The sequence below is a fragment of the Streptomyces sp. NPDC047043 genome (assembly GCF_040644055.1).
GTDB lineage: Bacteria > Actinomycetota > Actinomycetes > Streptomycetales > Streptomycetaceae > Streptomyces.
In genome coordinates, this window is the sequence record NZ_JBEYVO010000032.1 from 1 (window position 1) to 26,398 (window position 26,398).

Genomic DNA, 26,398 nt, shown 5'->3' on the forward strand with positions numbered 1-26,398 from the left:
TCAGCTTGCCCTTGGCGTGCTGCGCCTGGGTCGCCTTCTCGCTCGGTCCGGCCAACGCCCGCGCACGGATCTCGTGCAGCTCGGCCACCCGGCCGCGCGCGTCCGTCGGCTCGCTCACCGGCTCACCCGTCGACTCACCCGGCGCCTCATCCAAAACGGTCATGTAGTGACCATACGAAGCCCACCAAGGATTGCGAGCCGTCGACTCCGTACAGTCTCTGCCCCCTTTTCCTGGTGCCACTGAACAGAACCCGGACGGCATGCAGGCGTTCCGACTGCTCAGAGGGCTCCGGCGTTGTAGGGGCCGAACAAAGCCGTCAGCCGAGAGCCAGGACACATTGGTGAGTCGCACATGACACGCCTGGGGTAATCCGCAGGGTCGTCCGGCGGCCGGTGGAGAGGACTTCGACCGTCTCGTCGGCCCGGAGCACCTCGCACACCGGATGGTCCCAGGTGATCTCGAAAGGTTCGCCCGTACGGGGCGGCTCGCTCACGCAGAGCGTAGCGGTGCGGGCCCGACGGCGTACGAGGACGCTCACGGGCGCGGAGGCGGCCAGCGGGCCCGCTGTACCGGGCTGCCAGAAGTTGGCCGCCGTCAGGCCGAGGGAGGGGACGTGGACGGCCTGGCGGGTGCTGTCGTTGGCGAGGAGCGACAGCCAGTGGCGGTCGGCGGCGCGGGCCGCGACGGCTTGGCGGGAGGCGCCGGGCATGAGCACGTACAGGTACGTGGCGTCCGTCGGGTCCGTGCCGTGGTCGAGCCAGAGGGTCTGCCAGCGGCGGGTGCGCCGTTCCGTCGTGCTGGTGGTGTTGATGTCGGACCAGGCTCCGGTGCGGTCCTCGCGCAGGGTGTGCAGGTCACCGTCGGGCAGGAGCCAGCCGCCGTGGCCGTCCAGGTGGGCCCAGCCCCGGCCCCGTACGAACTCCTGCGTGCCCTCCTCCCCCAGGTTGCGGTTGTCGAGGATCGTCTCGACCGGGACGCCGTCGGTGCAGCTGATGCCGGCGCCCAGGCAGATCACCGCGTCCTCGACGCAGAACCACGACTTGCGGGCCTGGAGCGTCGAGCCGAGGCCCCTCAGATGCTGGCCCACGGCCGCGTACTCGCCGTCGGTCGCGCCGCCGACCCAGCGCACGTCCGGCTTGGGGGCGCCCCATTCGCCGCCCGCGCGGTCGGCGAGACGGAGCGTGGAGACGGTCGTACCCGGCAGGCGGTACCAGTCGACGGTGGGCCAGAACCAGTCCGTGTACTGGTCGCTGCGCCCCTCGGCCCACCAGTAGAGCATTCCGGCGCCGGTGTGCCAGCCGCGCGGGTTCTCGCCGTTGCCGCACTCGTAGTACGTGATGCGGTCGCTGCACATGGCGATGTTCGCGGTGAAGCGGGGGCGGCGGTGGACGGCGCGGTCCATCGCCGGGAAGAGGCGGTGCTCGACGGGTTCGGGGGCGGCCGGGGCCGGCGAGTCGGCGACCGTGTGCAGACGGGCGAGGTCCGCGACACCGAACTGAGGCGCCGTCAGAATCGGTGTCACTGTGTCCCGTTCGATCCAGCCCTTGATGTACGAGTGCCAGCGCTCGCGTTCGGCTTCGCTCGCCCCGCCGGCCAGCAGAGCGATGGCCGCGATGATTCCCTGCCCGTGGAAGTGGTCGCTGCGCATGACGTGCCGGTCGTCGCTCTTGAGGTAACCCCTGCTGATGGCACGGCCGTTGACACTGTCCATCACCAACCCGTCGTGGATCAGGGGCGCGTAGGCGCGCTCGACGCTGTCGAGGACGATCTGGCGGCTGGGGTCGGTCACCTCCCACGCGGATCCGGCGAGGAGCGTGAAGAGGCGGCCGAGGCCGTCGAGCATGACTTGTCCGTACGTCCCCGAGTACGCGACCCAGGTGTGCTGGACGAAGGAGCCGTCCGCGTACAGCCCGTCCCCCTTCGTCACGTACGGGAAGACCGGCGAGAGGGCGTCCCGCGCGAGGGCGATCTTGGCATCCGCCCGGCCCAGGATGCCGCGCAGGGCGACCGAGCGGCACAGGTCGACGCGGTTGGCGCCGGTGGAGGTGCCGGAGTAGTCGGTGAGCATCGTGTCGGGGATGAAGTGGTCGACGGCGGCGCAGGCCGCTTCCCGCTGGGCTTCGGTGAGGTGGTCGTACAGGACGGCCGTGATGTCCGTCAGCAGGCGGGGGCTGCCGATCTGCCATTCCCACCAGTTGCCGTAGCGCGTGGTGGACGGGTTGTAGATCGTGGCGGAGAGGTGGTCGAGGCCGCGCAGGACGTCCGCGAGGAGGGCCGGGTCGCCGGTGGAGCCGGTGCCCTGCTGGACGTAGGCCTGGGTCATGGTCCACAGGCGGCCGTAGCTCTGGGTGATGCCGGCGGGCGGGTCGTAGGGGTGGCCGGGCCAGAGGGAGGTGGGAGTGGGGGCCATGGCGGCCTGGGCTGCGCGGGCGAGTTCGCCGGTCTCGGCGAGGCGGGAGGCGTACGGCTCGGCGGTGGGGTCGTAGCCCGTGCCGAGGGCGATCTCGAGCCAGCGGCGGCGGAGGGTTTCGTACGGGTCCGAGGGCGCGGCACGGGTGGCGGGGGTGGCGGTGGCCAGGAGCGCCGCCGTGAGTAAGACGGCTCTGCGGGTGAGTCTCATGGTGCCCCTGCGGTGTGGGTTCATGCCCTGGGCATCTACCACCTCAGGGTAATCACGCCAACACCTTGCGGATGATGTTGAAACTTGAACGGAATAGGTCTACGGTCGTCCGTGTTGAGTAGTTCAACATTCAACATCACTCCCGAGGAGCACGACATGGCGACCCCCGACCTCACCGCTCTGACCGGCGACTACACGATCGACGCCGCCCATTCCGCGATCGGCTTCACCGTGCGCCACGCCATGGTGACCAACGTCAAGGGCAAGTTCGTCGACTTCAGCGGCTCGCTGCACCTGGACGGCGGTGACCCGTCGAAGTCCGGAGCGTCCATCGACGTCAAGATGGACAGCATCGACACCGGGTCGGCCGACCGCGACGGTCACCTGAAGAGCGCGGACTTCTTCAAGATCGAGGAGTTCCCGACGATGACGTTCCGCTCGACCTCGGCGGAGTCCCTCGGCGGTGACGACTACCGCATCACCGGTGACCTGACGATCCTCGGCACCACCAAGCCGCTCAGCATCGACCTCGAGTTCAACGGCGCCGCGAAGGACCCGTTCGGCAACGAGCGCGTCGGCTTCGAGGGCAAGGCGGAGATCCTGCGCTCCGAGTGGGGGCTGACGTGGAACGCGGCGCTGGAGACGGGCGGTGTGCTGGTCTCCGACAAGATCAAGCTGAACTTCGACATCTCGGCGATCCGCAACGCCTGAGCCTTCACAGCACCTGCACCTGAGAGCGCCCGCCGTCCTGTATCAGGAGGGCGGGCGCTCGGTCATGTCGGTGGGACTTCGGATCCAGGGGGACACATGACCAGGAAGTCAGGACCGCAGCACTATCCGGGAGCCGACCGCGGCCACTGGTACCAGAACCGTTTTCCGGGCGACGCCATGGAGGTCAACGTCGTCGTCCTGCACACGACCGAGGGCCGCATCCTGCCCGACTACCAGGGCGGGCTCGTGGCACCGAACCTCACGGCGGTGCCGGACCTCGCCGCCCGGAAGCTCAGCTGGTACCAGCACTTCGACATCGACGTCTCCTCGCGTGCCCTGCGGAACCTGCCCGGGGGCGTCGAGACGAACACGCTGAACGTCTGCCAGGCCGAACTGGTCGGCACCTGCGACCCCGACCGGCACGCCAGGTGGGAGGCCACGGACAAGGCCCACGTCTTCTGGCCCGAGGCACCCGAGTGGGCCCTGACCGAGGTCGCCCGGTTCCTGGCGTGGATGCACGAGGAGCACGATGTGCCGCTGCGCGGGCCGGAGTTGTGGCCGCCGTATCCGAAGTCGTACGGGAACGGGGGCGGGCAGCGGATGAGCCGGCACCAGTGGAACGCGTTCAAGGGGGTGTGCGGGCACACCCATGTCCCGGAGAACGATCACGGGGATCCGGGGGCGATCGACTTCGGCGGCCTGATCAAGTTCGCGAAGGCGGCTCTGGACGACTGAGCCGGGCGAGGGCGGCCTCCAGCCGGGCCGCCCTGCCCTTCGGAGTGCGCGCTCTGAGCAGGGCGAGGATCACCTGGTAGCGGTCGGTGCGGCCGAGGGAGTCGAAGGTCGCCCTGGCACGGGGATTCTGGTCCAGTGCCTTCGCCAGGTCCTCGGGGACGGCGGCTTCGCTCTGCGACTCGTACGCCGCTGCCCAGCGGCCGTCCGACCGTGCCGCGGCCACCTCGGTGAGTCCGGCGGGGCGCATACGGCCGGCGGCGGTGAGCTCGGCCACGCGGCGGACGTTGACCATCGACCAGAGGCTGCCGGGGCGGCGCGGGGTGATCCGCTGGAGGAAGTACGAGGTGTCGAGGCCCTTGCGCTGTCCGGTGATCCAGCCGTGGCAGAGGGCGGTGTCGTTGACCTCGGCGGCGGTGACCGAGAGCAGGCCCGAGCCCTTCTTGGCGACCTTCACCCAGAGGCCGGAGTGCGGGGCGGGGTGGGTGCTCAGCCAGGCGTCCAGTTCGGCGGCGGAGGCGAAGGCGAGGGGTTGCTCCTCGTCGCGTGCGGTCATGGCGGCAGCGTAGGAAGTGAGTAGGCCGGAACCCGTCCTACTTCAGTAGTGGATGGTCGGATACCAGCCGCCGCACCCCTCCGGCGTGAGGTCGAGATGGTGCCAGACCGGGGCCGGCAGGCCTTCTCCTGGTGGCGCATGAGCTCGATCTCGGCGAGGCGCAGTTCTTCGCGGGCGGCGAGGTGGTCCGCGGATTCTCCGGCCAGGTTGGTGTACCGCATCGTCGGGTCCTCCTGTGGGTTGGGGGTCCCCCGTGCCGGTTCTTCGAGTCCAGGTCCGCGGCCCTCACGCGTCGCGTTTCCGGAACAGCACCGCTCCCACCGCCAACAGCCCCGCCGCATACGCCGCCAGTACGCCGAGGCCCGGCCAGGGGGCGATCGGCAGATGGTTCAGGTTGCGGGTTGCCTGGATGGAGAGGGCCGCCGGGATCGGGGCCCAGCGTTGCAGGCGGTGCTGCCAGGTGGGGGAAGGGAGGAGGTCGGCCAGGAGGGGGACGACGTAGAGGAGGGCCAGGCCCAGGGTGATCGCGGCGGCCGTGTCGCGGAGGAGGGTGGCCAGGGAGAGGCCCAGCAGGGTGACCAGGGTGAGGATGAGGATCGAGCCTGCTGTGGCGCGGAGGGTGGCGGTGTCGGTGAGGGTCGGTGCCTCGAAGCCGTTCGTGGGGAGGATCCGGCCGGCGGTCCAGAGGGTCGTCACCGTCGCCACGGCTCCCGCGGCCGCCGTCAGTGCCATGAGCGCGGTCGCCTTGGCCGCGAGCACGCGGGTGCGGATCGGGATCGCCGTCAGGGTCGTGGTGATCGTGCCCGTGCCGTACTCCGCGCCCATCGACAGGGCGCCCAGGACCAGACAGGTCGCCTGGCTCAGCCAGACTCCCGTCAGGGCCAGCTTGACCGTGTCCTCGTGGCAGGCGGACGGGGACGGGCACACGTCGCGGGTGAGGGAAGAGGCTGCCGCCGCGCCGACCGCCGTCGTCAGGACCACCGTCGCCGCCAGCAGCCACCAAGTGCTCGGCAGGGTGCGGAGTTTCGTCCACTCGGCGTGCAGTGATCTCATGCGTCCCTCCTGCGCAGGCGCCAGGCCGCCAGCAGCAGGGCCGCCGCCGTGTAGGCCACGAGGACCGCGAAGCCGTTCCAGGGGGCGAGGGGGTAACAGCCGCTCTCCGGGAGGCAGTTGTACTGCACCTGGGGGTAGTGCGTGACGCCCTGCTGGATCGCGAAGGCCGCCGCCGGGGTCACCCGCAGCAGCCACTGCGCGGCGGGGAGCGGGAAGGCGAAGGACAGGATCTGCGGGAGGATCACCAGGACCACGACCGTCGCAATGGTGCCCGCGCTGTTGCGGAGGACCGCGCCGAGGGCCAGCGCCAGGACCGCCACCAGGGAGAGCAGGGCCGCGCTGCCCACCACCGCCCGCAGCGCCGGGTTCTCGAGGAGGGAGAGGTCGGGGAACTCGGGGGGCCCGAAGCCGTTGGTGCGCAGGGCGTGCTGGGCGAGGGTGAAGCCCAGGGCGGTGGCCAGGAGGCCGGCCGTGAAGGTCACCGCGGCGATCACCGTCGCCTTCGCCGCCAGGACCTTCAGACGGGCGGGCGTCGCCGTGAACGTCGTACGGATCAGGCCCCGTTTGTATTCGACCGTCATGAAGAGCGCACCCAGCGTGATCATGAACAGGACGCCCACGAAGACGCCCTGGAAGCTCATCTGGACCAGGTCGGGGCCGTCCTGGGCGGGGGCGATGTCGCCGTGGCCGGTGAGGGTGTACGTGCCCGTCGTGGAGACGGCGGTCGTGCCCGGGGGGACGGCGTTCCCGGGGGCCGGGCCGTTGGCGGCCGGGCCGTCGGGGGACCCGCCCACGTCCGTGTTCGTCCAGGAGGTGGTGGAGCTGCCCCGCAGGGCGAGGTGGTCGTAGGTGCCCCTGACGAGGCCCCCGCCGTACGTCTCGCTCGTGCCGCCGAAGGCGCGGTGCACGTCCTGGTGGGCGGGGGTGCCGAGGAACAGGCCCACCTGGACCGTTCGCGGCAGGCCGGTGAGCCGTATGTCCTCGATCTTCGACCAGTTGTGGCCGTCGGCCGACTCGTAGCCGGTGAGGTGGTCGCCCGTCCTCGTCAGGCGCAGCCAGTGCGGGGTCCTCGTCACGTCGGTCTTCGAGCCCGCCGTGTCGTGGGTGAAGTTCCACTGCATACGGATGCCGTGGGCGGGGGTGGTGAGCACCGCCGCGTACGAAGAGCCTTGCACCAGGCTCGACTTGACCATGATCCCGGCCTTGGCCCAGGGCTCCAGGCCCTTGCCGTCGGCGCTGTCGATGCCGGTGACGCGGACCGTGACGCTGCCGTCGCCGGTCAGCGGGCGGTGGGTGAAGCGGAAGACGTCGACGACCGGTTTGCCGTCGGGGCCCAGGGTGACGTCACCGCCGCCGCTGGTGCTGGAACCGCTCGCGCCGAGCTGGCAGATCAGCACGGTGACCGCGGCGGCGACGGCCAGCACGACCGGCCAGGCGCGGACCGTACGGAACTTGGTCCACTCCGCGTGCAGAAGACGGCCGAAACCGGCGCGGGCCGGGTGCAGCCGGGAGCGGTAGGGGGTGGCGGTCGTGGTCATCGGGCCACCTCGTCGGTGTCCGTGGCGGAGGTGAACTCGACCGCGTCTCTGGTGAGTTCCATGTACGCCTCCTCCAGGGTGGCCCGGTGTGCGCCCACTTCGGCGAAGGGGATGCGGGCCTCGCCCAGCAGCTCGACGATGCGTGGTGCGGGCAGGCCGGTGATCGTGAGGGTGTCGCGGTCCGTCACGGCGACGGTGGCGCCCTCCCCGGCCAGGAGCTCCATGGCCTGGGTACGGGCGTCGGTGCGCAGGCGTACGCGGTCGCCGGAGGCCGCCGCCAGGAGGTCCGCGACCGCGGTGTCGGCGATCACGCGGCCGCGGCCGATGACCACCAAGTGGTCGGCGGTGTCCTCCAGTTCGCTCATCAGATGGCTGGAGACGAGGATCGCGCGGCCTTCGCCGGCCAGGTGGCGCAGGAGGTTGCGGATCCACTGGATGCCCTCGGGGTCGAGGCCGTTGACGGGTTCGTCGAGGAGCAGGACCGGCGGGTCGCCCAGCAACGCCGCCGCGATGCCCAGGCGCTGGCGCATGCCGAGGGAGTAGCCGCCGGCCCTTCGGCGGGCCGCGGTTTCCATGCCGACCTGTTCGAGGACCTCGTCCACCCGGTTCAGGGGCAGGCCATGGGAGTTGGCCAGCCAGCGCAGGTGGTCGCGGCCGCGGCGGGCCGGGTGCAGTGCGGCGGCGTCCAGGAGGGCGCCGACCTCCAGGAGCGGGGTGCGCAGGGCGTGGTAGCGGCGGCCGCCGATCAGGGCCTCGCCCTCGTCGGGGGTGTCCAGGCCCAGCAGGGCCCGCATGGTGGTGGACTTGCCCGCGCCGTTGGGACCGACGAAGCCGGTGACCGTGCCGGCCTCGACCGTGAAGGACAGGCCGTCGACCGCGAGGGTCCGGCCGAACCGCTTGCGCAGGCCGCGGACTTCGATGGTTGCGTCGCTCATGCCAACGGAGGCTAGGCGTGGGGCCAGTCGGTGTCGTCACGCCGGGGAGGTCCCTCGCAGGGGGGACGCCGGGTGCCGGGGCCCTGGGCACAATGACCGGGTGGGTGAGGAGAGATGGGTTTCGGCAAGGACGCGGGCGGCCCTGGGAAGCGCTCGCTCCCCCGTCGGTGTCTCAGGAGGCCTCGCTCTGCTGTCCGTCGGCGAGGGGCTCGTCCGCAGTGGCGATCCCAGCAGCAGTCTCGCCGTCGTACTGCTGCTGGCGCTCGCCACGACGCTGCCCCTCGCCCTCGTCCTCGGGGCCGGGCGGGGCAGCCGGGTGGGGGCCGCGATCGCCCTGAGCGCCGCCTGTGTGCTTGCGCTCGTGCCGTTCCGGGCGCTCACCGTCGGTGCCGCCGTCGCCCAGCTGATCTGCGTGTATGTGCTGGCGCGGACGGGGCGGCCGCTGATCGGCGGGCTGTTCGTGGCGCCCTACGTCGTCATCGCCCTGTTCGGTCACGAGGACGCCACCCGGATCGTGGCCGTCCTGCTCGCCACGTCGGCCTCGGCCGCCGCGGCGACCGGCATCGCGCACCACGTGCGCAGCACCGCCCTCGCGCACAGCGCGACCGAGCAGGCCTTCGCGGACACGCTGCTGGAGCATGCCGCCCGCGGCGAACGGGCCCGTATCGCAAGGGAGTTGCACGACGTCGTCGCGCATCATGTCTCGATGATCGCCGTGCAGGCGGAGAACGCGCGGCTGACCACGCCCGGCCTGCCGCCGGAGGGCGCCGCCCGCTTCCTGGCCATCGGGGACACCGCGCGCACCGCCCTGACGGAGATGCGCCGGCTGCTGGGCGTGCTGCGGGAAGACGCGGACACTCCTGTGCAGCGTCGGCCCCAGCCGGGTCTCGGTCAGCTGATGGAGCTGCTCGACGAGTCGCGCGAGGCGGCCGGTTCGCGGACCCGGCTGATCGTCAGCGGGCCGGTCGGACCGCTCGACCCGGGCATCGAGGTCACCGCGTACCGGATCGTCCAGGAGGCGCTGACCAACGCGCGACGGCATGCGCCGGGTGCGGCCGTGGACGTGGAACTCCGGTACGGGGAGGCCGAGTTGGCGATCCGGATCCGCGACAACGGGCCCGGCCCGGCGTCCCCCGGTACACCCCACTCCCCCGGATCTCCCGGCTCCCCGGGTCACGGCCTGCTCGGCATGCGCGAGCGCGCGGCGACCGTCGGCGGCACCCTCGGCACCGGCCCTGCACCCGGCGGCGGCTTCCTCGTCGAGGCACGGCTCCCGGTGCGCGCGGAGGCCCTCGCATGAGCATGAGCATGAGCACAAACGCGAGCACGGGCACGGGCGCGGGCGTCCGGATCGTCGTGGCCGACGACCACGAGGTGGTCCGTGCCGGTTACGCCGGACTCCTCGCCACCCAGCCCGACTTCAGCGTCGTCGGCACCGCACGCGACGGCGCCGAGGCGGTGCGCGTGTGCCGGGAGCAGAGGCCCGACGTGGTCCTCATGGACGTACGCATGCCGGTCATGGACGGCATCCAGGCGACGGCCGAACTCCACAGCGGACCGGACGCGCCGCGCGTCCTCGTCCTCACCACCTTCGACCTGGACGAGCACGTGTACGACGCCCTCGCCGCAGGGGCCAGCGGGTTTCTGCTGAAGGACGTGACGGCGGAGCGGCTGTTCGAGGCGGTTCGGGTGGTCGCCGCCGGTGAGGCGCTGCTCGCGCCCGCGATCACCCGGCGGCTGATCGCGGAGTTCGCCCGGATGCGGCCCAGGGCTCCTGCCCGGGGCACGCTCGCCGTGCTCACCCCGCGCGAGACGGACGTGCTGCGGCTGCTGGCGGAGGGGCTGTCGAACCCGGAGCTCGCCGAACGGCTGCACGTCGGCGAGGAGACGGTGAAGACACACGTCAGCCGGATCCTGTCCAAGCTGGGGCTGCGCGACCGTACGCAGGCCGTCGTGATGGCGTACGAGACCGGGCTGGTCGTGCCGCGGACGGGATGACCGCATCAGCCCGCACACACCGGCCTCAGGACGCGGTCGAGCCCGTCGTATCGGGCCGGGGCGGGCGCCATGGTCACGTAGCGGTCGCCGTGCCAGGTGTGCAGTGTCAGGTGCAGCAGGGGTGTGCCGTCGTGCGGGTGCGACAGCCAGTGCCGGCATGCGGCGGCAGGGTGGACGTACGGGTTGCTCACGGGTGTGCTGCCGATGCCGGTGGGCGCGGGGGACGCCGGGTGCGGGGCGAGGAGACAGCCGGTGAGCAGTGCGAGCGCGACCAGGCAGGTGGAGGCGGTGATGGTGGCACCGGCCCGGGGCGACAGGGGCTGCGAGTGCTCCCTTGACAGTGGCCGGCCCGCTTCGAGGATCTCGACGGCGGTCACTTGCGGCAGGCCTTCCGTACGGCCTTCCCGATCCGGTCGAACTGGGCCTCGGTGGGGACGACTTGGGCGAGCCCTTCACCGCGCTCGTTGCGCACGATCAGGAACAGCAGGGGTGTTCCGCGCCGTGGGGCGTGCCCGTGGCAGAAGACGTTGAAGCGGGTGTGCAGGGTGCGTGCCTGACCGGGTACGAGCGCGGTGCCGGGGGCGGGCATGCCCCACAGGAACAGGTTGTCGTAGCCGCCCTGCATGCCCGTGAACATGACGCGGGAGTCGGCCGTGACGCGGAGGGTGACCGGGAACTCCGAGCTGAGGTGGGCGGGCATGCCCACGTGCGTGATGCGGGCGGTGGTGACGGCGGCCGGGTCGGGCGGCGGTGGCGGAGGGCGGTTCTCGACGACGTAGCCCAGGACCGCGCAGAGCACGACCGCGCAGGTCGAGGCGGCGATGGCGACCCGGGAGCGGCGCGACAGTCCCCGCCAGCGCTCCCGGAACAGTGGCCGGTCCGCGCCGAGGATCTCGACGACGTCCCTGTCGTCCCCCTCTGGTGGGGTCACCATGGCGGGAGCCTAGGCGCGTCGGCCGACCGTTGGATATCGGCCGATCGGCCCCTTTTCAGCCGTCGCTCGGTCGTACGGCGATCCGTGCCGCCGCCGTGCCCCTGCGCGGCACCGGCAGCAGCCACCAGGCCGACGCCACGGACAGTGCCGCGCCGACGGCGATGCCCTCCAGGCGGACGGGGAGCAGGTGCTGGGCGTCCTGGCCGAAGTAGCCGAGGAGGAGGGAGAGGGCGCAGGTCATGCCGGCTGCCCAGTAGGCGTAGTTGAGGGGTCGCAGCCACAGGGCCACCGTGAGGACGGTGAACATCAGCGCCACGGCGGCACGGCCGCTGACGCCGATCGCCGCCACGCCCGCCGCCAGGAGGGTGCCGACGGTCGCCCCGGCGAGGCGCTCGACTCCCTTGCGCAGTACGTCGGTTCGGCCGCGGTTGCCGCTCGCGGCGACGTAAGCGGTGAGGACGACCCAGGGCCAGTGGCCGTCGAAGAGCAGATGACCGAGGGCGAAGGCGGTCGCGACACCGGCCGCCATCTGCAGGGCCATACGGGTGCTGGGGCGGGGGTGCAGTCGCGAGGGACGGCGCGACGGTTCGGGGGCGGCTTCCGCGCGCCAGGGCCCGAACCGGTCCCCCAGTCCCTGCACCAGCCACACGCACCCGCACGCCACCGCCCCGATCAGCGCCGACCAGCCCCAGGTCACCAGCCCGCTCTGCGCCTCGGGCGGCAGCGCGGGACCGGGGACGACCAGGAGGGCGACCAGCGGGATGGTCATCAGGGTGCCGGCCTTGGTGGCGGCGGGGCCGTAGCGGCGGATCCAGATGGCCAACGCCATGCCGGCGGTGAAGACGGCGGCGCCGATCGCGTAGTGCGAGGCGATCAGCCGGCCGAGGAAGACCGAGGCACCGGCCGTCGCGGGCAGCAGCACCAGCGCGGTGAGCCGGCGCCGGGTGTCGGCGGTGCGCTGTGTGGAGGCGAGCGTGAGGGTCAGGGCGATCGCGAGGACGAGCACGTCGGTGTGCAGTCCGGCGGCGCCCTCCAGCTCCAGGGCGACGGCCCAGCAGAGCAGCACGGCGGTCATCGTCAACGCCGATTCGTACGCGTTGCGTATTAGTTTTGCGGTCACTATTGGTATAGTACGCAGATCTGGGCTCCGAGGTAGTAAGTATTAGCGTACGATTTCTGTCATGGACCACCTCCTTCCCGAAGCCGCCCGCATCCGTCGCGGTGTCCTCCGCTTCAACCGTCGGCTGCGGCAGGAGCGCGGCGACGGGAGTCTCAGTCCCAACCAGCTGTCCGTGCTCGGGCATCTGCACCGGCACGGGTCCGCCACGCCCGGTGAGGTCGCGGCGGCCGAGCGGCAGCGGCCGCAGTCGCTGACCCGGGTCTTCGCGGAGCTGGAGGCGGAGGGGCTGGTCGTGCGCGAGCCGGGCACGGTCGACCGGCGGCAGTCCGTGCTGTCGCTGACCGCGGCGGGGCGGCGGGCGCTGGAGCGGGACATGGCCGAGCGCGATGCCTGGCTGGCCGAGGCGCTCGCGCCCCTGAGCCCGACGGAGCGGGGAGTGCTGAAGCTGGCGGCCGACCTGATGGAACGGCTCGCGGACGCTCAGGAACCGTAGACGGACGGTCGAGCCGTGGACGGACGCCGGCTTCAGAACCCTCCGCCGAAGTCCCCGCCGCCCCCGAAGTCGCCTCCGCCTCCGAAGTCCCCTCCCCCGCCGTCGCCGAAGCCGCCGCCGAAGTCGCCGGAGTCGAAGTCCGCGCCGGAGGTGTCTCCGCCGTCGTAACCGCCGAAGTCGCCGTAGCCGGAGCCGTAGTCGGCCGCGTAGGACGGGGTGGCCATCATGCTGCCGAGGAGGGTGCCGACAAGGAGGCCGGGGAGGAGGCCGCCGCCGAAGTAGCCGCCGGCCCAGGGGCCGTAGGCGGGGCCCGCGTCCCAGTACGGGCGGCGGCCGTAGTCGGTGTCGACCTCGCGGATGACGGGGTCGCGGCCGTCGGCGAGGCGGGTGGCGTCGGCCGCGCAGACGGGGACCTCGCGCGGGGCGCCGCCCGGGGGCGTCCAGGAGGCGTCGGCGACGGAGGGGCCGTGGCGCGGGTCGAAGAAGCAGGGCGGCCGACGCTCGGGCAGCGGGCGGCCCTCGCGGCGGGCGGCGAGTTGGGCGAGGGAGAAGCGGCCGTCCTCCAGGGCCTGGGTGACGGCGCGGACGTCCTCGGGCTTGGCGGCGGCGGCCATGTACGACTTGGCCTGCTCGTAGGCGTCCAGTGCGCGTTCGTAGTCCGCGCGCATGGCGTCGTCGGCGCCCGGCTCGGCCGGGTGGAAGTCGAGGCGGTCCAGTTCCTCGCCGAAGGCGGTGATGTCCTCGTCGACGACAACGCGGAGGCGCTCCAGGGCGGCCAGCCGCTCCTCGGCCTTGCGGCGCCTGTTGCGTCGTACGAGTGCGTACGCGCCGCCTCCTCCGGCGACCAGCACCGCGCCCACGGTGATCAGCGCGGTGGACGACACCCCACCGCTGTCGGACGAAGGCCCCCAGCTCGACGGCGCGGAGCCGCCCATGTTGGCGAGGGCGCGGTCCGTGAAGTTCGTCAGCTGGGTCTTGGCGTCCTTGTCGTCCTGCACGCTGGTGACCAGGTTCTGTACGGCGGTGCGCGGCAGGACGGAGGAGTCGGCCCTCGCGTCGAAGCGGTCGCCCAGGCGGATCGCGTACAGGCCGGTGATGCCGGTGTCGGTGCGCAGGTTCCGGAAGAGGTTCGCCGTCGGGTAGCCCGCCGGGAGGACCGCCACGAAGAGGGGCTTGTCGGCGTCCTTGATCTTCTTGGCGAGGGCGTCGGCGTCGGACGTCGAGAGCTGGGCCGAGGCGGCCGGGTCGACGTACACGGGACTCTTGCGCAGGGCCTCCGCGACCGTCGAGACGCTCGTGTCGGCGGCGGCCGGCGGGGCGCCCGCCGACAGCACGGTCAGGGCGGCGAGCACCACGGCCAGGAGCAGCCCTGGGAGGCTTCGGGTCCGTACGCCGGGCTTCATAGTTCGAAGCTACCCGAAGCCCCCCAAAACTGGTCATCCCTGCAGACGGCTGATTCCTCAGGTGGCCCTGTAGGCCGCGATCAGCTTCTCCACCGCCGCTCCGTAACGTCCGGTGAGCGAGAGGTGGTCGGCGTCGGCGAAGGGTTTCGCGACCGCCGCTGTGACGCCCGTGCCCACCTTCTGCTGGACGATCAGCCGTGCCTTGGTCACGAGCGCCCGGCCGGCCTCTTCGGTGCCCGCCTTCTCGGCGACGGCGGCGGCCACGGCCAGCGCCTTCAGGGTCACCGCGCCGCCCTCGGGCACCTTGGTCAGCGTGGTCAGACCCCAGCCGTACGGGAACTGCGGATCGTACGACGCATCGCCGACGTTGATCGGCAGCTGGGCCTCGGACTTGGGCCAGGTGACCGGGAGTTGGCCGGTGAAGGGACGCTTGCCGTAGAGCACGTCGGCCACCCCGTCACCCTCGGTGCCCGGCAGCCAGGAAGCGACCAGGGCATCGATGTCGCCGAGCCGGTCGCCGATCAGCTGGGGGCGCCCGGAGACGATCAGCACCGCGCACTTCATGGCCGCGCACACCTTGTCCACGGCGGCCTTGTCGACGGCCGAGAGCTGCAGATCGTGCCCGTTGCCGACGTCACCGACGCCCTCGGCGTACGGGGTCTCGCCGACGACGACCACACCGACGTCGTAGCCGGCCGTGGGCGCGGAGGCGTCCTTGGAGTAGGTGACGTCACCGTCCTTCCGCATCCCGTCGAGGACGGTCGTGCCCCGGGTGTGCGTGCCGGACGCGCCCTGCCAGGTGACGGTCCAGCCGCCGGTCTGGTTGCCGAGGTCGTCGGCGTTGGACCCGGCGACGTACGCCTTCTGGTTCTTCTTCAGCGGCAGCACGCCGTTGGCGTTCTTCAGCAGCACCTGCGACTCGGCGGCCGCCTGCCTTGCGACGGCCCGGTGCCCGGCGGATCCGATGGCTGAGGCGCCGCTCGTGTCGGCGTACGGCTTCTCGAAGAGCCCGAGCCGAAACTTCTGCGTGAGGATGCGCGCCACGGCGTCGTCGATCCGCCGCTCACTGACCCGGCCGGCCTCCACCTCGTCGATGAGCTGCGCGGTGAAGTCCTTGTAGGAGTACGGCACCATCATCATGTCGACGCCCGCGTTGACAGACGTGCGGACGTGCGAGGCGTAGTCGCCGGGGAGCTGGTCGATGGCGTTCCAGTCGCTGATCACGAAGCCGTCGAAGCCCATCCGGCTCTTGAGCACGCCGTTGATCATGTCGGCGCGGGCGTGCATCTTCACCGGCCCCTGTCCGTCGCCGAGGATGTCGAGCGAGGAGTACGAGGGCATGACCGTGCCGATGCCCCGGTCGACGGCGGTCCGGTACGGCGCCAGGTGGACGGCCTCCAGCTGCTGCCGGGTGACCTTGGTGACGCCCTGGTCGATGGTGTAGGTGCCGGTGGTGGAGGAGCCGTACTCGGTGCCGCCGTCACCGACGAAGTGCTTGGCCGTGGCGAGCACCTTGTCGTTCTTCCTCAAGTCCCGTCCGTCCGACCGGCCTTGAAGGCCCTGGATCATCGTCTCCATGGACTCGACGAGCGCCGGGTCCTCGCCGAAGGACTCGTAGGAACGGCCCCAGCGTTCGTCGCGGGAGACGCAGAGGCAGGGGGCGAAGTCCCAGGGGATACCGGTGGCGCGGACCTCGGACGCGGTCACGGCGCCTGTATTCTCCGCGAGGTGGGGATCGCGGGTCGCGCCGATGCCGATGTTGTGCGGCATGATCGTGGCGCCGACCAGGTTGTTGTGGCCGTGGACGGCGTCGACGCCGTAGATCAGCGGGATCTGGAACCGCGTTGCCTGCGCCCGGAGTTGGAAGCCGTCGATCATCTTCGCCCAGGCCTCGGCGGTGTTGGGCGTGGGTGTGGAGCCGCCGCCGGACAGGAGCGAGCCGAGGTCGTAGGCGGCGATGTCCCCACCGTTCCCCACGGCCCCGCGCTCGGCCTGGGTCATCTGACCGGCCTTCTCCGCGAGGGACATGCGGGACACGAGGTCCGCGACCCGCTTCCTGACCGGCAACTTGGCGTCCAGGTACGGCAGTCCGTGCGCGTCGACGACCACCTGCGGGGTCTCGGCGGGGGGCTTGGCGCCGGTGACCGTGAGCTTGAGGGGGATCGTCTCGGCGGGCTCGGCGGACTTGTCGCGCAGGGTCGGTACGCGGATGGTCCGCGTCGCGCCCGAGGCAGTACCGGCGGGGAAGGTGAGGGTTCCGGTGACCGGCGTGTAGTCCTTGCCGGGGACGGCGGTGCCGCCGGTGGTCTCGTACGTGACGGTCACCGGTTCGTCGACGGGGGCGGAGCCCGTGGTGGCGAGGGTGACCTCGACGGTGGCCGTGCCACCCTCCTTCACGGGGTAGACGGCGGCGTCCGTGGTGACGGAGGCGCGCAGGGACTGGTCCGCCCTGCCGTACAACTCGACGTCGTCCATGGCGAATCGGCCCTTGACGCCGACGGGGAGGGTGACGGCGTAGCCCCACATCTGCGTCAGCCCTAGGACGTGGTCGATGCCGCCGACGGGCTGGTAGTCGGTGCGGTAGACGAAGTCGGTGAAGGGGATCTCGACCTGCTTCCAGCCGCTGAAGTCGTCGGTGAAGGAGGTCGTCCACAGCTCGGAGGCTTCGCCGTTCGCGCCGCCGTCCTTGATCTCGAAGGCGGTCTTCTTGCCGTTGTTCCGCCCCTCCCACCAGAAGCGGATGCCCTTGTGGGCGGACCAGTCGTGGGCGGGTTCGTTCGCGGCGAAGTCGTGGGTGAAGCCGCCGTAGCCGCTGATGTCGTAGGTGCCGGCCAGGACCTTCTCGCCCTCGGGGGCGTCATCTCGCGCACCGAGCTGGAGAGTTGGCGGGTCGTCGCTGTCGCCGCCCCAGGTGAAGATGCCCTCGGCGGGCTGGCCGGCGAAGGGGACCTCGCCCTCGAAGCGGTCCACGGGGACCGGGGCGGGGTCGTCGGCGGCCCGGGAAACGGTGGGCGACACGAACGCGGCGAGCAGCGCGGCGGAGACGAGCAGAGCGGTTCTCGGCATGGACCATCCCTCGACTCTCGTGGTTCACTCAGGACTTAGATCACGCCGTGAGTTAACTAACGGCCCACAGACCCGTCAAGACGTCACGTCAGACATTTCGGGAAGGGCGACGCACGATGAGGAGAACCCCCCACCTGCTCCGGCTCATACTGGCCGGAGTGCTCTCCACCGCCGGTCTCACCGCGGCAGTACCCCCCGCGCACGCGGCCGGCGAGCAGATCACCGCGTATCTCACCACCACGGACGACACCGCCGGTCGGCATGTCGTCCGTGGGCTGCAGGCCCAGGCTCCGTTCGCCTTCCAGTCGGGCACCGGTGGTGGCGGCGAGAACATCACCGTCGACGAGAACACCCGGTACCAGACCTTCACCGGAGGCGGCGCGTCCTTCACGGACACCGCTGCCTGGCTGATGAACAGCAGCGGGGCGCTCTCGCAGGCGACCCGGGACGCGACCATGCGGAAGCTGTTCTCGCCCACGGACGGGATCGGGCTGTCGTTCCTGCGCAATCCGATGGGCGCGTCGGACCTGGCGCGGTACGGATACACGTACGACGACGTGCCGGCCGGGCAGACGGACCCGAACCTGGCCGGCTTCTCCATCGCGCACGACCTCGCGGACGTCGTGCCGCTCACCAAGCAGGCGCTGCAGCTGAATCCGTCCCTGACGGTGATGGCCTCGCCGTGGACCGCGCCCGCCTGGATGAAGGACAGCGGTCAGCTCAACGGGGGCTGGCTGAAGGCGGAGGACTACGGGGCGTACGCCTCGTACTTCGTCAAGTACCTTCAGGCGTACCGGGATCAGGGCGTGAACGTATCGTACGTGACCCCCCAGAACGAGCCGACCTGCTGTTCCGGGTATCCGTCGATGAGCTGGAACGCGAGCGGGCTGGCGTACTTCATGAAGAGCGAGCTGCTGCCCAAGCTGCAGTCGGCCGGACTGTCGACGAAGGTGCTCGCACACGACTGGAACTGGGACGTCTACGACTCGTACGCGGCGCAGACGGTGGACGACGCGGCGATCCGCAACCACCCCAACTTCGGCGGAATCGCCTGGCACGGCTACGGCGGCGACGTCGGCAAGCAGACGACCGTGCACAACCAGTATCCGCAGCTGGACGCGTTCGGCACCGAGCACTCGGGCGGGACCTGGATCGCGAACCAGCAGCGCGAGGACATGCTCAACATCGTCGACTACACGCGGAACTGGGCGAAGTCGGTGACCAAGTGGTCGTTGGCCGTGGACCAGAACATGGGCCCGCACAACGGGGGTTGCGGTACCTGCACCGGGCTGATCACCGTGCACGACGGGGACGGGGCGAGCGGCACCGTCGACTACACGGTCGAGTACTACACGATGGGCCACCTGACGAAGTTCGTCCGGCCGGGCGCCCAGCGCATCGCGTCCACCGCCTCCAGCGGCGTGCCGAACGTGGCGTGGCGCAACCCGGACGGTTCGAAGGCGCTGATCGCGTACAACGATGCCTCCGCCGCCAAGACGGTGACCGTCAACTGGGGCTCGCAGCACGCGACCTACTCCCTGCCCGGCAAGACGTCGGCGACCTTCACATGGTCGGGGACGCAGTCCGGCACAGGCGGACAGTCGGGGGCCTTCGTCGGCCTGTCCGGCAAGTGCCTTGACGTGGCGGGCGGTTCGAGCACGAACGGCACGGCGGTGCAGCTCTACGACTGCAACGGCTCGACCGCCCAGCAGTGGACCGTACAGACGGACGGCACGGTCCGCGCGCTGGGCAAGTGCCTCGACGTGACATCGGGTTCGGCCGCGGACGGGGCGAAGGTGCAGTTGTACGACTGCAATGGGACCGGTGCGCAGCAGTGGTCGTACAACGCCTCGACCGGTGATGTCGTGAACACCGCCGCGAACAAGTGCCTGGACGTCACGGACAACTCCTCGGCGAACGGCGCCCGCGCGCAGATCTGGAGCTGCACGGGCGCCGCCAACCAGAAGTGGCACTTGCAGTAGGGGCACCTGCCGGGGTGGCGCCCGCGGGACGTGACTACTCCGCCGGCTCCACCCCGGCCCGCAGCAGCCCGTACGTGTACGCGTCCTCCAGGGCCTGCCACGATGCCGCGATGACGTTCTCCGCGACGCCCACCGTGGACCACTCGCCCGCGCCGTCGGACGTGGAGATCAGGACGCGGGTCGTGGACTGGGTGCCGTGCACGCCCTCCAGGATGCGGACCTTGTAATCGACGAGGTCGAGCTTGGCGAGCTGGGGGTAGATCTTCTCGAGCGCCACGCGCAGGGCGCGGTCGAGGGCGTTGACCGGGCCGTTGCCCTCCGCAGTGGCGACGATGCGCTCGCCCTTGGCGAAGAGCTTGACCGTGGCCTCGTTGGCGTGGGTGCCGTCGGGGCGGTCCTCGACGATGGCGCGCCAGGACTCGACGTCGAAGTACTTCAGCGGCTTGCCCTCCACCTCGGTGCGCAGCAGCAGCTCGAAGGAGGCGTCGGCCGCCTCGTACGTGTAGCCCTTGAGCTCGCGCTCCTTGACCCGCTCGACCACGCGGCCGACCAGCTCGCGGTCACCGCCCAGGTCGATGCCGAGTTCCTTGCCCTTGAGCTCGATCGAGGCACGGCCCGCCATGTCGGAGACGAGCATCCGCATGGTGTTGCCGACCAGCTCCGGGTCGATGTGCTGGTACAGGTCCGGGTCGACCTTGATCGCGGAGGCGTGCAGACCCGCCTTGTGCGCGAAGGCCGAGACGCCGACGTACGGCTGGTGCGTGGACGGCGTGAGGTTCACGACCTCGGCGATGGCGTGCGAGATACGGGTCATCTCGCGCAGGTGGCCCTCGGGCAGGACCCTCTTGCCGTACTTGAGCTCCAGGGCGGCGACGACCGGGAAGAGGTTGGCGTTGCCGACGCGCTCGCCGTAGCCGTTCGCCGTGCACTGGACGTGGGTGGCGCCCGCGTCGACGGCGGCGAGGGTGTTGGCGACCGCGCAGCCCGTGTCGTCCTGGGTGTGGATGCCGAGCCGGGCGCCCGTGTCGGCGAGGACGGTGGAGACCACGGCCTGGATCTGCGCGGGGAGCATGCCGCCGTTGGTGTCGCAGAGGATCACGACAGAGGCGCCGGCCTCGGAGGCGGTCCGTACGACGGCCTTCGCGTACTCGGGGTTGGCGCGGTAGCCGTCGAAGAAGTGCTCGCAGTCGACGAAGACCCGGCGGCCCTGCTCGCGCAGGAAGGAGACGGTGTCGCGGACCATCTCCAGGTTCTCGTCGAGGGTGGTGCGCAGCGCGAGTTCGACGTGCCGGTCGTGGGACTTGGCGACCAGCGTGATGACCTCGGCGCCCGAGTCCAGGAGCGCCTTGACCTGCGGGTCCTCGCTCGCCTTCGCACCGGCCCGGCGGGTGGCGCCGAAGGCGACGAGCTGCGCGTGCTTGAAGTCGATCTCCTGCCGGGCGCGGGCGAAGAACTCGGTGTCCCGCGGGTTGGCGCCCGGCCAGCCGCCCTCGATGAAGCCCACGCCGAAGTCGTCCAGGTGCCGTGCGATGGCCAGCTTGTCCGCGACGGTGAGGTTGATGCCCTCACGCTGCGCACCGTCGCGCAGGGTCGTGTCGAAGACGTGGAACGAATCGTCGAGCTCGCTGGTTTCGGTCATGGTGTCAAGGCTCCTGTGTTGGATCTCGGTCTGTACCGGAATGACCGGCTCCACCGTCCTCCAATGATCCCTCGCGCTTTGCCTCCGGCTGAAGGTGGGCCAGAAAAGCGAAAAACCTCTCGCGGGTGCGAGAGGTCTGCGCGCGGGTCGAGGACGACGGTGTCCGCCCGTACCTGGTCGTACGTGGCGGTCACTGCGGACCGGCGCGCCTGCTGCCAATAATCATGGCGAACGAGAGCACGGGGGAAGTCTGGCACAAGTCGTCCCCGTGCTCACTGTCCGTCTCAGAATGCGAACCCCCCGGGTTCAGCCCAGTCGGCGCACGAACACGTCGACGGTGCCGTTGGTGTCGTCCGGCACCAGGTCACCGGCGTAGGACTCGAAGGAGACCGCCAGGCCCTCGGGCTGGATGGACGGGCTCCTCGACGATCCGTCGGCGGGGCCGCCCCGGGCGTCGGCGCTGACGAGCTGCTTCGTGCCGGCCGCCAGGTCCGCGAGCCAGACCTGGCGCGGCGCCGACGGGTCGGCCACGGGGGGCCGGACTCGTAGGCCACGTGCAGCCCGTCCGCGCCGAGCGAGGCCCCGTGGGTGAACTCGCCCCGGCCCGCACCCTTGACCAGCCGCGTGCGGCCCTTGTCGAGGTCGCGGACGAACACGTTGGCGCTGCCGTTGGTGTCGCCGGGCGCGAGGTTCGAGGCGTACGAGTCGAAGGCCACGCGGCGGCCGTCGGCGCTGATCGACGGTCCGGTGGACTCGCGGTTCGCCGGTCCTCCGCCGCGCGCCACGGACGCCTTCTCCAGGGCCCCGCTCTCCATGTCCCGTACGTAGATGCCGCTGTGGTTGGCCGGTCCTCCCGGGTGCGGGATCGAGTACTGGTTGTTCTACGGACACCCCACGCATGGCTCTGAACACGATTCCCCCAGCGTTCCCCGTGTGACGCTTCTCCCCCGGCCCTGCGCCGAGGGCTTCTCTCGAGACAAGCGCAACACTCAACACCGGGCAATCCCCCGAATTGAGTACAACCCGGGCGCAGGCTCACGCGTCCGCGAGGAGCCCCTCGTCCAGGAACTCCCGTACGTGGCCGAGAACTTGCGGTCGGTCCGCCCCCCGCAGCCCGACCGCGACATCAATCGAGAAGCCGTCCATCAGCGAGCGCAGCCGGGTCGCGAAACGGTCGGGGTCGACCCGCCGGAACTCTCCCCGGGACACCCCTTCGGCGATCAGAGCCACCAGGTCGCGGTGCCAGGCGCCCTCGATCGCGGCCTGGCGGTCGCGGGCGTCCTCGTCGGCGTTCTGCGAGCGGTTCCAGACCTCCAGCCAGAGGGTCCAGTGCGGGTCGCGGTGGCCGTCGGGGACGTACAGGTCGACGTACGCATCGAGCCGTTCGCGTGCCGTGCCCGTGCGGCCGAGGAGACGGCCGCGTTCGGCGCCGAGCCGGCCCTCGCTCCACTCCAGGGTCTGCAGCAGCAGTTCGTCCTTGGAGCGGAAGTAGTAGAGCAGGTGCCCACTGCTCATGCCGACCTCGCGGCCGAGCGCGGCCATGGTGAGCTTCTCCAGGCCGCGTTCGGCGATCATCTCCATGGCGGCGGCGAGGACGTCCTCGCGGGGCGGGGCAGGGGTGCGGCGGCGGGGGGACGGCGGGGTCATGCCGGGGTCACCCGCACCGCGTCGGGCAGGAAGTCCGTCTCGTACGCGCCGGTGCAGTCGGCGTACAGCGTCGCCACGACCGCGCCGCACCCCCCGCACACCTCGTTGGGCCCCTCGCGCCCGGGCGGACCGCAGCACCCGATCTCCTGGAAGGCGGGGTTGGCGGAGAGATACGCGCGGGTGTCCTCGGGATGGGTCACCAGAGTGTCGCGCGGCCCGGCGGACATCAGGAATCCCTGTCCGTCGGGGTCACCCATGCAGCTGTTGCCCGGGTTGGCGGAATCGCACCAGTCGGGATCGGGATGCGGCACATACGGCGCCCCGCACGGCTCCGGGTCCACCGCATACGCCCCGCGCGGCACGGTCGACGGGGCGTGGCGGGATCCGTCGGCGTTCTTCCGCCCTTCGTACTCCGGGCGGGGCGGTACCTCCGGCAGGAGCCGCAGCGGCTCGGTCAGCCGGCTTCCGCAGGCGACGCAGATCAGCACATTCACCCGTACGTTCTACCTGACCGCCGCCGTCGGCCGCCGCTGAGTAACGCCCCTCGGCTGCTGCTGGGTGATGCAGTGGATGCCGCCCCCGCCCGCGAAGATCGTCCGGGCGTCCACCAGCGTCACCGTCCGCTCGGGGAACAGCCGCCGGAAGATGCCCGCCGCGATCTCGTCCCGCGGGTCGTCGAAGCCGCACAGCACGACGCCGCCGTTGCAGAGGTAGTGGTTGATGTAGGAGTAGTCGGCCCAGTGGCCGTCGGCCTCCAGGACGGTCGGCGCCGGGACCTCGACGACCTCCAGGCTGCGGCCCCGCGCGTCCGTCCGTCCCCGCAGCAGGCCGATGACCTCCTTCGTCACCTCGTGGTCGGGGTGCGCGGGGTCCGGCTGGGAGTGGGCGACGACGACTCCCGGGCGGGCGAACGCGGCGACGATGTCCACATGCCCCAGGGTGCCGAAGCCGTGCGGGGGATAGTCGCCGGTGAGGCCGCGGGGCAGCCAGATCGCCTTGCGGGTGCCGAGCTGGGCGTGGATCTCGGCCTCCACCTCCTCCTTCCACCAGCCCGGATTGCGCTCGGTCCCGAGCTGGACGGTCTCCGTCAGCAGCACGGTCCCCTCGCCGTCGACATGGATCGCCCCGCCCTCGTTCACCAGCTTCGAGGTGTACGTCCTCGCGCCCGCGAGGTCCGACACATACGCGGCGATCTTGGCGTCGTGCTCCCAGCGGGCCCAGTGCTGGGCGCCCCAGCCGTTGAACGTCCAGTCCACGGCGGCCAGTTCGCCCTTGCCGTTGGTGAGGAAGGTCGGCCCGATGTCGCGCATCCAGGCGTCGTCGAGGTCCCGCTCGACGGTGTCGACACCCTCGCCCAGCAGGGCCCGCGCATCGGCGGACTGCCCCGGTCCGCACACCACCGTCACCGGCTCGAACCGGCGTATCGCGCGGGCGACCGACGCCCAGGCGGCGCGCGAGGCGGCGAGGTCGCCGGGGTCCTCGAAGGTGGGGTTGGGGCCCGGCCACGCCATCCAGGTGCGCTCGTGCGGGGCCCATTCGGCGGGCATGCGGAAGCCGTCGGCGGCAGCCTTGTTCATCCGGGAGGTCCTTAGAGGAAGTACAGACGGTTGAGGGAGACGGACTCGGCGGGCTCCGAGCGGATCGGTTCGCCGTCGAGCGTGACCAGACCTGTCCGCTGGTCCACATCCACCGCTCCGGTACGGGAGTTGAGGCACAGATCGGCGGGGCCGATCCCGCGGGTGCCGCGGACGGCGACCCTGCGTCGCCGGGTCGGCATGGTGTCGCCTCCCTGGTCGAGGGCCGCCTGTGCGACGAAGGCGACGGAGATGTCGGCGGGGGTCGCGCCGTGTGCGCCGAACTGCGGTCCCAGGACGAGGGGTTCGCAGGTGTCGGTGGCCGCGTTCGGGTCGCCGACCACGCCGTACGCCGGGAAGCCGGCCTTCAGGACGAGCTGCGGTTTGGCGCCGAAGTACTCCGGCCGCCACAGCACGATGTCGGCCAGCTTGCCGACCTCTATCGACCCGACCTCGCGCGAAAGCCCGTGCGCGATGGCCGGGTTGACGGTCAGCTTGGCCATGTAGCGCAGGACGCGCTCGTTGTCGTGCTCGTCCGGGGCGCCGAACTCGGCCTTCATCTTCCCGGCCATGGCGAAGGTACGGCGGACCGTCTCGCCCGCCCTGCCCATGCCCTGCGCGTCGGACGAGGTGATGCCGATCGCGCCCAGGTCGTGCAGCACGTCCTCGGCGCCCATGGTCCCGGCGCGGATGCGGTCACGGGCCATGGCGGCGTCGCCGGGCAGATCGGTCTTGAGGTCGTGGACGGAGACGATCATCCCGTAGTGCTCGGCGACGGCGTCCCGCCCGAAGGGCAGGGTCGGATTGGTGGAGGACCCGATGACGTTCGCAACGCCGGCCATCTTCAGCACATTCGGTACGTGACCGCCCCCGCACCCCTCGATGTGGAAGGCGTGGATCGTCCGCCCCTCCAGCACCCTCAGCGTGTCCTCGACCGAGAGACATTCGTTCAACCCGTCGCTGTGCAGGGCGACTTGGACATCGTGCTCCTCGGCGACGCGCAACGCCGTGTCCAGTGCACGCGTATGGGCGCCCATGTCCTCGTGCACCTTGAAGCCGGAGGCACCGCCCTCGGCGAGGGCCTCGACCAGCGGGGCCTGGTGCGAGGACGAACCCCGCCCCAGAAACCCGATGTTGACCGGCCAGGCATCGAAGGCGTTGAACGCATGCCGCAGCGCCCAGGGCGAGTTGACGCCAACGCCCCACACGGGCCCGAACTCCTGCCCGATGATCGTCGTCACGCCGGACGCCAGCGAGGCCTCCATGATCCGCGGCGACAGCAGATGGACGTGGGTGTCGACGGCACCGGCGGTCGCGATGAGCCCCTCGCCGGACACGATGGACGTACCGGTGCCGACCACGACGTCGACCCCGTCGAGCGTGTCGGGATTCCCGGCCCGCCCGATCGAGCAGATCCGCCCCTCCCGGATGCCGATGGAGACCTTGCGGATCCCCTGCACGGCATCGATCACCACCACATTGCTGATGACGACGTCACAGGTCTCGCGGACGGCGGCGGCCTTGAGGTGCAACCCGTCCCGCGCGGTCTTCCCGAACCCGGCGAGGAACTCGTCGCCGTAGCGCTGGGAGTCGGACTCCACGCGGACGACGAGCCCCGAGTCGCCGAGCCGGATGCGGTCGCCGGCACGGGGACCGTGGGTGGCTGCGTATTCGTACGGGTTCATCCTTCGGCTCCCATGTATCCGCAGGCGGCGGCCCTGCGCAGGGCCTCTTCCTTCACCCCCGGCGCGTCCAGCGCCCCGTCGACGAGCCCCGCGAACCCGATCGCGACCCGCTCGCCCCCGATCGGCAGCAGCCCCACCTCGACGCTCTCCCCCGGCCCGAACCGCACCGACGACCCGGCGGGCACGGCGAGCCGCATCCCGTAGGCCTTCTCCCGTACGAAGTCGAGGCGCGGGTTGGCCTCGAAGAAATGGAAGTGGGAGGTGACGGAGACGGGCACGATCGCGGTGTTGGTGACCGTGAGCCGCACGACCGCCTCGGGCCCGACGTGCACGGGCCCCGGCAGCAGCGCGCCCGGCGCCCCGTCCCCCAGCCGGCCGCCGGCTATCGGATCACTCACGACCGCGAGCCGCGAACCGTCGTCGAAAACGGCCTCGACATGCACCTCGGTGACGACGTCCGCGACGCCGGGCAGCACGTCGTCCGGCCCGAGCACCGACCGGGCCCGCTCGACGGCCTCGGCGAGCCGGGCGCCGTCGCGGGCGGCCTCGCAGACGGTGTCCGCGATCAGCGCGGCGGCCTCCGGCACGTTGAGCCGTAGACCGCGGGCCCGGCGGGCGCGTGCCAGCTCGGCGGCTCCGAAGAGCAGCAGCCGGTCACGTTCGGTGGGGGTCAGCCGCATGTCGTTCCCTTCATTTAGAGCGTCACTCTAA

The 26,398-nt window shown here is 71.1% G+C and carries 24 protein-coding genes and 1 pseudogene; 7 read left to right on the plus strand and 18 right to left on the minus strand.

Annotated features, from left to right (window positions below; genetic code table 11):
• Both ABZ880_RS40205 and ABZ880_RS40210 read right to left on the minus strand, forming a co-directional pair.
• Positions 1–262, minus strand: a pseudogene (locus ABZ880_RS40205) (methylmalonyl-CoA carboxyltransferase); the annotation flags it as partial.
• A 55-nt stretch (positions 263–317) separates the two neighbouring features.
• Complete coding sequence (locus ABZ880_RS40210; protein WP_361273963.1) at positions 318–2,621, minus strand: polysaccharide lyase 8 family protein; 2,304 nt, start codon at positions 2,619–2,621, stop codon at positions 318–320.
• Positions 2,622–2,777: 156 nt separating this feature from the next.
• Here ABZ880_RS40210 and ABZ880_RS40215 point away from each other — a divergent pair, with 156 nt between their 5' ends.
• Both ABZ880_RS40215 and ABZ880_RS40220 read left to right on the plus strand, forming a co-directional pair.
• Entirely contained in the window at positions 2,778–3,332 is a 555-nt protein-coding gene (locus ABZ880_RS40215) for a YceI family protein (protein WP_361273966.1), read from the plus strand.
• Positions 3,333–3,428: 96 nt separating this feature from the next.
• Entirely contained in the window at positions 3,429–4,067 is a 639-nt protein-coding gene (locus ABZ880_RS40220; RefSeq protein ID WP_361273969.1) for a hypothetical protein, read from the plus strand.
• Here the strand turns inward: ABZ880_RS40220 and ABZ880_RS40225 are convergent.
• The 4 genes from ABZ880_RS40225 to ABZ880_RS40240 form a co-directional block, all read right to left on the minus strand.
• Positions 4,036–4,620 carry a YdeI/OmpD-associated family protein gene (locus ABZ880_RS40225; RefSeq protein ID WP_361273972.1) on the minus strand — a complete coding sequence of 195 codons (585 nt, stop codon included), beginning with the start codon at positions 4,618–4,620 and terminating at the stop codon, positions 4,036–4,038. The genes ABZ880_RS40220 and ABZ880_RS40225 overlap by 32 nt on opposite strands.
• A 285-nt stretch (positions 4,621–4,905) precedes the next feature.
• Complete coding sequence (locus tag ABZ880_RS40230) at positions 4,906–5,673, minus strand: ABC transporter permease (RefSeq protein ID WP_361273974.1); 768 nt, start codon at positions 5,671–5,673, stop codon at positions 4,906–4,908.
• Complete coding sequence (locus ABZ880_RS40235) at positions 5,670–7,211, minus strand: ABC transporter permease subunit (RefSeq protein ID WP_361273977.1); 1,542 nt, start codon at positions 7,209–7,211, stop codon at positions 5,670–5,672. Before ABZ880_RS40235 ends, ABZ880_RS40230 begins: the two co-directional genes overlap by 4 nt.
• Positions 7,208–8,146: an ATP-binding cassette domain-containing protein gene (locus ABZ880_RS40240; protein WP_361273980.1), complete on the minus strand. Its 939-nt coding sequence runs from the start codon at positions 8,144–8,146 to the stop codon at positions 7,208–7,210. The genes ABZ880_RS40235 and ABZ880_RS40240 overlap by 4 nt, the downstream gene beginning before the upstream one ends.
• 142 nt (positions 8,147–8,288) lie before the next feature.
• Between ABZ880_RS40240 and ABZ880_RS40245 the strand changes: the two genes are divergently transcribed.
• Both ABZ880_RS40245 and ABZ880_RS40250 read left to right on the plus strand, forming a co-directional pair.
• Positions 8,289–9,446, plus strand: a complete 1,158-nt coding sequence (locus tag ABZ880_RS40245) for a sensor histidine kinase (protein ID WP_361274324.1) — start codon at positions 8,289–8,291, stop codon at positions 9,444–9,446.
• Between the two features lie 8 nt (positions 9,447–9,454).
• Positions 9,455–10,144, plus strand: a complete 690-nt coding sequence (locus tag ABZ880_RS40250) for a response regulator transcription factor (protein WP_361273983.1) — start codon at positions 9,455–9,457, stop codon at positions 10,142–10,144.
• Between the two features lie 5 nt (positions 10,145–10,149).
• Here ABZ880_RS40250 and ABZ880_RS40255 read toward each other — a convergent pair whose 3' ends face one another.
• Genes ABZ880_RS40255 through ABZ880_RS40265 form a run of 3 tightly spaced genes read right to left on the minus strand, consistent with a single transcriptional unit; the run spans position 10,150 to position 12,198 of the window.
• Positions 10,150–10,521 carry a hypothetical protein gene (locus tag ABZ880_RS40255; RefSeq protein WP_361273986.1) on the minus strand — a complete coding sequence of 124 codons (372 nt, stop codon included), beginning with the start codon at positions 10,519–10,521 and terminating at the stop codon, positions 10,150–10,152.
• Entirely contained in the window at positions 10,518–11,078 is a 561-nt protein-coding gene (locus ABZ880_RS40260) for a hypothetical protein (RefSeq protein ID WP_361273988.1), read from the minus strand. Before ABZ880_RS40260 ends, ABZ880_RS40255 begins: the two co-directional genes overlap by 4 nt.
• A 55-nt stretch (positions 11,079–11,133) precedes the next feature.
• On the minus strand, positions 11,134–12,198 hold the full coding sequence (locus tag ABZ880_RS40265) for an FUSC family protein (RefSeq protein ID WP_361273991.1): 1,065 nt from the start codon (positions 12,196–12,198) through the stop codon (positions 11,134–11,136).
• Between the two features lie 61 nt (positions 12,199–12,259).
• Here ABZ880_RS40265 and ABZ880_RS40270 point away from each other — a divergent pair, with 61 nt between their 5' ends.
• Positions 12,260–12,691 (plus strand): MarR family transcriptional regulator, encoded by a 432-nt coding sequence (locus ABZ880_RS40270; protein WP_361273994.1) that lies wholly within the window; start codon positions 12,260–12,262, stop codon positions 12,689–12,691.
• Between the two features lie 32 nt (positions 12,692–12,723).
• Here the strand turns inward: ABZ880_RS40270 and ABZ880_RS40275 are convergent, their stop codons facing one another.
• Positions 12,724–14,094, minus strand: a complete 1,371-nt coding sequence (locus ABZ880_RS40275; RefSeq protein ID WP_361273996.1) for a hypothetical protein — start codon at positions 14,092–14,094, stop codon at positions 12,724–12,726.
• Positions 14,095–14,151: 57 nt separating this feature from the next.
• On the minus strand, positions 14,152–17,160 hold the full coding sequence (locus tag ABZ880_RS40280; protein WP_361273998.1) for a glycoside hydrolase family 3 N-terminal domain-containing protein: 3,009 nt from the start codon (positions 17,158–17,160) through the stop codon (positions 14,152–14,154).
• A gap of 116 nt (positions 17,161–17,276) precedes the next feature.
• Between ABZ880_RS40280 and ABZ880_RS40285 the strand changes: the two genes are divergently transcribed.
• The gene (locus tag ABZ880_RS40285) at positions 17,277–19,142 is read left to right on the plus strand and encodes a ricin-type beta-trefoil lectin domain protein (RefSeq protein WP_361274001.1); all 1,866 of its coding nucleotides are present in this window, start codon (positions 17,277–17,279) and stop codon (positions 19,140–19,142) included.
• A 34-nt stretch (positions 19,143–19,176) separates the two neighbouring features.
• Here ABZ880_RS40285 and cimA read toward each other — a convergent pair whose 3' ends face one another.
• Together cimA and ABZ880_RS40295 are read right to left on the minus strand one after the other, a co-directional pair.
• A complete protein-coding gene (gene cimA / locus ABZ880_RS40290) occupies positions 19,177–20,781 on the minus strand; it encodes a citramalate synthase (RefSeq protein ID WP_361274004.1) in 1,605 nt (534 codons plus the stop codon).
• A gap of 306 nt (positions 20,782–21,087) precedes the next feature.
• Positions 21,088–21,312, minus strand: coding sequence for a hypothetical protein (locus tag ABZ880_RS40295; RefSeq protein WP_361274006.1), 225 nt, complete (start codon positions 21,310–21,312; stop codon positions 21,088–21,090).
• Positions 21,313–21,414: 102 nt separating this feature from the next.
• On the opposite strand from ABZ880_RS40295, the gene ABZ880_RS40300 reads away from it, so the two are divergent.
• Complete coding sequence (locus ABZ880_RS40300; RefSeq protein ID WP_361274008.1) at positions 21,415–21,609, plus strand: hypothetical protein; 195 nt, start codon at positions 21,415–21,417, stop codon at positions 21,607–21,609.
• A gap of 207 nt (positions 21,610–21,816) precedes the next feature.
• Here ABZ880_RS40300 and ABZ880_RS40305 read toward each other — a convergent pair whose 3' ends face one another.
• From ABZ880_RS40305 to ureA, 5 genes are read right to left on the minus strand one after another with little or no spacing between them, the layout of a single operon-like run.
• The gene (locus ABZ880_RS40305; RefSeq protein ID WP_361274011.1) at positions 21,817–22,428 is read right to left on the minus strand and encodes a TetR/AcrR family transcriptional regulator; all 612 of its coding nucleotides are present in this window, start codon (positions 22,426–22,428) and stop codon (positions 21,817–21,819) included.
• Positions 22,425–22,922 (minus strand): hypothetical protein, encoded by a 498-nt coding sequence (locus tag ABZ880_RS40310; protein WP_361274014.1) that lies wholly within the window; start codon positions 22,920–22,922, stop codon positions 22,425–22,427. Before ABZ880_RS40310 ends, ABZ880_RS40305 begins: the two co-directional genes overlap by 4 nt.
• A 9-nt stretch (positions 22,923–22,931) precedes the next feature.
• Positions 22,932–24,005, minus strand: a complete 1,074-nt coding sequence (locus ABZ880_RS40315) for an agmatine deiminase family protein (protein ID WP_361274017.1) — start codon at positions 24,003–24,005, stop codon at positions 22,932–22,934.
• A gap of 11 nt (positions 24,006–24,016) precedes the next feature.
• Positions 24,017–25,687, minus strand: a complete 1,671-nt coding sequence (locus ABZ880_RS40320; RefSeq protein ID WP_361274020.1) for an urease subunit alpha — start codon at positions 25,685–25,687, stop codon at positions 24,017–24,019.
• Positions 25,684–26,367 carry an urease subunit gamma gene (ureA, locus tag ABZ880_RS40325; protein ID WP_361274023.1) on the minus strand — a complete coding sequence of 228 codons (684 nt, stop codon included), beginning with the start codon at positions 26,365–26,367 and terminating at the stop codon, positions 25,684–25,686. The genes ABZ880_RS40320 and ureA overlap by 4 nt, the downstream gene beginning before the upstream one ends.
• Between the last annotated feature and the right edge of the window lie 31 nt (positions 26,368–26,398).

Coding starts and splice junctions, on each gene's coding strand:
- ABZ880_RS40210 (WP_361273963.1), bottom strand. CDS start 2,621: ATGAGACTCACCCGCAGAGCCGTCTTACTCACGGCGGCGCTCCTGGCC.
- ABZ880_RS40215 (WP_361273966.1), top strand. CDS start 2,778: ATGGCGACCCCCGACCTCACCGCTCTGACCGGCGACTACACGATCGAC.
- ABZ880_RS40220 (WP_361273969.1), top strand. CDS start 3,429: ATGACCAGGAAGTCAGGACCGCAGCACTATCCGGGAGCCGACCGCGGC.
- ABZ880_RS40225 (WP_361273972.1), bottom strand. CDS start 4,620: ATGACCGCACGCGACGAGGAGCAACCCCTCGCCTTCGCCTCCGCCGCC.
- ABZ880_RS40230 (WP_361273974.1), bottom strand. CDS start 5,673: ATGAGATCACTGCACGCCGAGTGGACGAAACTCCGCACCCTGCCGAGC.
- ABZ880_RS40235 (WP_361273977.1), bottom strand. CDS start 7,211: ATGACCACGACCGCCACCCCCTACCGCTCCCGGCTGCACCCGGCCCGC.
- ABZ880_RS40240 (WP_361273980.1), bottom strand. CDS start 8,146: ATGAGCGACGCAACCATCGAAGTCCGCGGCCTGCGCAAGCGGTTCGGC.
- ABZ880_RS40250 (WP_361273983.1), top strand. CDS start 9,455: ATGAGCACAAACGCGAGCACGGGCACGGGCGCGGGCGTCCGGATCGTC.
- ABZ880_RS40260 (WP_361273988.1), bottom strand. CDS start 11,078: ATGGTGACCCCACCAGAGGGGGACGACAGGGACGTCGTCGAGATCCTC.
- ABZ880_RS40270 (WP_361273994.1), top strand. CDS start 12,260: ATGGACCACCTCCTTCCCGAAGCCGCCCGCATCCGTCGCGGTGTCCTC.
- ABZ880_RS40275 (WP_361273996.1), bottom strand. CDS start 14,094: ATGAAGCCCGGCGTACGGACCCGAAGCCTCCCAGGGCTGCTCCTGGCC.
- ABZ880_RS40280 (WP_361273998.1), bottom strand. CDS start 17,160: ATGCCGAGAACCGCTCTGCTCGTCTCCGCCGCGCTGCTCGCCGCGTTC.
- ABZ880_RS40285 (WP_361274001.1), top strand. CDS start 17,277: ATGAGGAGAACCCCCCACCTGCTCCGGCTCATACTGGCCGGAGTGCTC.
- cimA (WP_361274004.1), bottom strand. CDS start 20,781: ATGACCGAAACCAGCGAGCTCGACGATTCGTTCCACGTCTTCGACACG.
- ABZ880_RS40305 (WP_361274011.1), bottom strand. CDS start 22,428: ATGACCCCGCCGTCCCCCCGCCGCCGCACCCCTGCCCCGCCCCGCGAG.
- ABZ880_RS40315 (WP_361274017.1), bottom strand. CDS start 24,005: ATGAACAAGGCTGCCGCCGACGGCTTCCGCATGCCCGCCGAATGGGCC.
- ABZ880_RS40320 (WP_361274020.1), bottom strand. CDS start 25,687: ATGAACCCGTACGAATACGCAGCCACCCACGGTCCCCGTGCCGGCGAC.
- ureA (WP_361274023.1), bottom strand. CDS start 26,367: ATGCGGCTGACCCCCACCGAACGTGACCGGCTGCTGCTCTTCGGAGCC.